Source organism: Bacteroides sp. CAG:633, assembly GCF_000435115.1.
Taxonomy (GTDB): Bacteria; Bacteroidota; Bacteroidia; order Bacteroidales; family Bacteroidaceae; genus Bacteroides; species Bacteroides ndongoniae.
Window position 1 is genome coordinate 1 of the sequence record NZ_FR883135.1, and the last position, 5,075, is coordinate 5,075.

Sequence of the window (5,075 nt, forward strand, 5' to 3'; positions counted from 1 at the left end):
CGCGAGCCGTACAAGTGTCCCACAAATGAAACACAAGTGTCCCACAAATACCCTGCAAGCGCCCTACGGAACACTGAAAAAGCCGTTTTTCTCCATAATTCCAGCCACAAAAAAGAGAAACAGAACATTTCTCCAGCAAAACTGAACTTTCCAAAAAAGTTTTCCGCCGTAACTTTGCAGCCCGAATCAGAGCCTAAAACATAGTAGGATGAAGCTTGCAAAAACAGTTCTTTGGATCATGCTCGTATGTGCCGCCCTCCCCCTGAAGGCACAGTACACCCTGCGCGGGACAGTGACCGATTCCCTGACAAAGGAACCGCTGCCCTACACATCCGTCTACCTGAAAGGAACCACCGAAGGAGGCATGACCGACAACGAAGGCCACTTCCGCTTCACCACCCGCCGTACGCAGGCCCAGCTCACCGTGTCGGCCGTGGGATACAACGAATACACCCGAACCATACGCCCCGCCACGCAGTCCGAGCTGCACATCGCACTGTCGCCCGCCACCTACGCCCTGCAGGAAGTCGTCGTGAAGCCCCACCGCGAACACTACAGCAAGAAGAACAACCCCGCCGTCGAGTTCGTCCGCCGGATGATAGACCACCGCGACGACTACTCGCCCGACGAACAGGACTACTGGCAGCGCGACCGCTACGAGAAGACCACCTTCTTCATCAACAACTTCGACAGCCTGAAAAGCCAGAAATGGATCTACCGCAAATTCGACTTCCTGACCGACTACGTCGACACCTCGGCCGTCAGCGGGAAGCCCATGCTCGCCGTGTCCAACCGCGAACTGCTGGCCACCGACTACTATCGCCGCTCGCCCCACACCGAAAAGCAAGCCGTCCGCGCACGCCGTCAGGCAGGCGTCGACGAAATGCTGTCGCAGCAAGGCATGGAGCAGGCCATCAGCGTCACCATGACCGACGTCGACATCTACCGCAACAACATCACCCTCTTCACCAATAAGTTCGTCAGCCCCCTGTCGCAAATGGGACCCTCGTTCTACAAATACTACCTGGCCGACACCCTCGACATCGGCGGGCAGCCCTGCGTCGACCTCACCTTCGTACCCTTCAACTCCGAGTCGTTCGGATTCACGGGACATCTGTACGTATCGCTCGACAGCACCTACTTCGTCCACCGCGTACAAATGAACTTTCCCCGCAAAATCAACCTGAACTTCGTCGACGGCATGACCCTCGAACAGAACTTCGACCGCGCCCCCGAAGGCACCCGCCAGCTCACCGACGAAACCATCCTGACCGAATTCAAGCTGACCGAAGGCAGCGACGGCATCTACGCCAAGCGGCAAGTGTCCTACACCAACTACCGCTACACCCCTACCCCCGAAGGACTCGCCGCCTTCGAGCGCCCCGAGAAAGTCATCGAGCCGCGCGAAGCTGCCGCCCGCACCGACCAGTACTGGGCACAGAACCGCCCTGCCGGAATCAGCCCCAAGGAGACCTCGGTCGACCAGATGATGGCCCGCCTGCGCACCTACCCCGCCTACTACTGGACCGAAAAGATACTGAAAATACTCTTTACAGGCTACGTTCCCCTGCCGCGCGACCACTCGCCGCTGTTCTACTACGGTCCCGTCAATACCTCCATCAACGGAAACACCCTAGAAGGCGTACGCATCCGTGCCGGAGGCATGACTACCGCCTGGCTCCACCCGCACCTCTTTGCCAGAGGCTACATGGCCTACGGCTTCAAGGACCAGCGCGTCAAGGGACTGGCCGAGCTCGAATACTCCTTCAACGAGAAGAAGGAATACGCCAACGAATTCCCCATCCACTCGCTCAAGCTCAGCTACTACTCCGACGTCAATCAGTACGGACAGAACTATCTGTACACCAGCAAAGACAACGTCTTCCTGGCCCTGAAACGGAAGAAAGACGACCGCATCGGCTACCAGCAGAAGGCCGAACTGACCTACAGGCATGAGTACCACTCCGGCTTCTCCTACCAGCTCATCGCCCGCTTGCGCCGCGACGAGTCGTCGTACCTCATTCCCTTCATCCGTCAGGACGAAAACCACACCTACGTGCCCAGCATCGCCAACAGCGAACTGGAGCTGAAGCTACGCTATGCCCCGGGCGAAAAGTTCTTCCAGACGCAATGGAACCGCTTCCCCGTCTCGCTCGACGCTCCCGTCTTCAGTCTGTCGCATACGATGGCCGCCAAAGGCATATTGGGCAGCGACTACAACTACCAGTACACCGAAGCGGGTTTTCAGAAGCGTTTCTGGTTCTCGGCCTTCGGCTACACCGACGTCATTCTGAAAGCAGGAAAGGTATGGAACAAGGTGCCCTTCCCCCTGCTCATCATCCCCAACGCCAACCTGTCGTACACCATACAGCCCGAATCCTTCAGCCTGATGAACGCGATGGAGTTCCTCAACGACGAGTACGCCTCGTGGGACGTCACCTACTATCTGAACGGATGGCTCTTCAACCGCATCCCCCTGCTGAAGAAACTGCAGTGGCGCGAAGTCCTTTCGTGCCGGGGCATGTACGGCCGCCTGAGCGACCGCAACAATCCCGCCTGCAGCGAAGGCCTCTTCCAGTTTCCGGCAGGCAGCCACCTGATGGGCAGCAAGCCTTATGTAGAAGTAGGTGCAGGCATCGAAAACATTCTGAAAGTCCTCCGTCTGGACTACGTATGGAGGCTCACCTATCGCGACCTCCCCGGCATCGACCGCAGCGGCCTGCGCATCAGTCTGCACATGACGTTCTGACGGGGGATGGTCTAGGGGTACAACGCCCACTCCCCTTCCCTCGTTCTTCCTTTCTCCAAAAGAATCACAACTGTAACCGAAGCCATACGGCCGACGCACTTCCGTCCGCCGAGCGGCAGGCTCACTCCCCACCATTCTTCCGCCGCAGGAATTCGGTCGGTATCTCGCCGAAATACTCCTTATAGCACTTGGTGAAGTACGAAGGCGAACTGAAGCCTACTTCGTAGGTAATCTCGGCCACGGTCTTTTCGGTCGAGGCCAGCAGCGAGGCAGCACGCTTCAGGCGGGCAATGCGCAGCAGCTCGTTGGGCGAGTAGCCGCACAGGGCCTTCGTCTTGCGGTACAGCTGCACACGGCTCAGGCCTATCTGTTCGCCCAGCTCCTCTACGCTGAGATTGGGGTCGGACAGACGCTCGTCGATCAGGCGGCGCAGCTTCTCCATAAAGCCCTTGTCTACATCGGTGACCGCGGGTTTAGGCTGCTGCAAGGCAGTGTTGCTGCCATCGGCAAAGAAGTTCTGCAGGCGGTGGCGGTTTTCGATAAGGTTGCGCAGGCGCACAGTCAGCAGGCGGGCACTGAAGGGCTTGGCAATGTACGAGTCGGCACCGCATTCGTAGCCTTTTATCTTCTGCTCGTCCACGGCATAGGCGGTAAGCATCATCACGGGGATGTGCGACGTCTGGAGTTCGGACTTCAGGCGGCGACAACACTCCATGCCGTCCATCACGGGCATCATCACGTCGCAGATGATGACGTCGGGCACGTACTTCATGGCCTGCTGAATGCCCTCCTGACCGTTGGCGGCTTCGACTACACGGTAGTTGTCCTGCAGGATGGAGCGCACGTAGTCGCGGATGTCCTGATTGTCGTCTACCACGAGCACGGTTTCCTTATCTTCGGCAGGGGTGTCGGACTCGGCAGCTTGCAGCGTCTCTTGGTCGGCGGCCAGCACGGCACCTTCTTTCAGATTGGCCAGCACGGCGCTGCGTGTGGTGTCGGGGTCAAGGTCGCCCGTCTGGCAGGCGGGCATCTCGATGGTGAAGCAAGTGCCCTGCCCTTCGGTAGTGTCTACACGGATGGTGCCGCGGTGCATCTCGACAAAGGCTTTCACCAGGGCCAGACCGATGCCCGAACCGGCATGATGGACGTCGATCTGATAGAAACTGTCGAAGATGTGCTGCACGTGCTCGGCGGGCATGCCTACGCCGGTGTCGGTGACTTGCAGGCGCAGCGCGGGTTCGCCTTCGCGGCTGAACAAAGCCAGGCCGACACTGATGCTGCCGTTCTCGGGCGTGAACTTAAAGGCGTTCGAGAGGAGGTTGTAGACGATGCGTTCCAGCTTCTCGGCATCGGCGGTCACGGTATAGTCGGCAGCAGGGTCGGCCTCGATGCGGAAGTGTATGTGCTTGCGGAACGACAGGGTGCGGAAAGCGTCGGTCCACTCCATCAGCGCCGTACGCAGGTCGAAGCGGCTCAGACGCAACTGCAGTTTGCCATCCTCGAACTTCCGGAAGTCGAGCACCTGATTGACCAGACGCAACAGCACGGTGACGTTCTTATGAATGATGTTCAGCAGGAAGCGTTCGTGCTCGGTCAGGGTGTGGCTGTGCATCAGCTGCTCCACGGGGTCGGCAATCAGGGTGAGCGGGGTGCGGAAGTCGTGCGAGACGTTGGTGAAGAAGGCCAGTTTGGCGTGCGTGGCGTCTTCCAGCTGGCGCGACAGGTGGATGAGCTGGTCGCGCTGTTCCTCCACCTGCTGCTTCTGTTGCGACAGTTCGGTGTTCAGGCGGTTCTTGGTCCAGAAGGCGCGTACTACGAAGACGAGCAATGCCGCTACCAGCACCAGGATGACGATGCAGGCGTACAGAAACATGCGCTGGGCCGAGTAGCGCATCAGGAAGGCGTCGAGCTGGCTGTTGAGCTTCTCGATTTTTTCGTCGAGGGTGCCTATGTGGGTCGTCTGCATCTGCATGATGCGGGCGTTCTGACGGTTGACCAATGCGGTAGAGAGGAGTGTCTCGCGCGGATAGCTGCGCCCTTCGAGAATATCCATGGCCACCTGTACAACGCGGTCGCCGCCGGTGGGATAGATGAAGGTGGCATCGAGGGTGCCGTCGGACACCATCTCCACACCCAGTCCCTTGCCCGAAAGGGCATCTACACCGACAAACAGCATCTCTTCGGCACGTCCCCGTCTGACGGCAGCATCGTGCGCACCGGAAGCCATGCGGTCGTTGTGGGCAAAGACGAGGTCGATGTGCGGCTGGCGGTCGAGGATGGAGTCGAAGGCCTGTTCGGCCGACTGCCTGAGCCATCCGGCATCGGC

General features: G+C 59.1%; 3 protein-coding genes. 2 read left to right on the forward strand and 1 reads right to left on the reverse strand.

Annotated features, from left to right (window positions below):
• Together QVP67_RS13085 and QVP67_RS13090 are read left to right on the forward strand one after the other, a co-directional pair.
• Positions 1-204: hypothetical protein (locus QVP67_RS13085; protein ID WP_288180196.1), on the forward strand; the 204-nt coding region annotated here is incomplete at its 5' end.
• 4 nt (positions 205-208) lie between these two features.
• Positions 209-2,749, forward strand: a complete 2,541-nt coding sequence (locus QVP67_RS13090; RefSeq protein WP_288180197.1) for a DUF5686 and carboxypeptidase-like regulatory domain-containing protein — start codon at positions 209-211, stop codon at positions 2,747-2,749.
• Between the two features lie 121 nt (positions 2,750-2,870).
• Here QVP67_RS13090 and QVP67_RS13095 read toward each other — a convergent pair.
• On the reverse strand, positions 2,871-5,075 hold a 2,205-nt coding region (locus tag QVP67_RS13095), incomplete at its 5' end, for a response regulator (protein WP_288180198.1).

What these genes read in the sequence shown, in the direction of transcription:
- QVP67_RS13090 (WP_288180197.1), top strand. Translation starts at nt 209, where the DNA reads ATGAAGCTTGCAAAAACAGTTCTTTGGATCATGCTCGTATGTGCCGCC.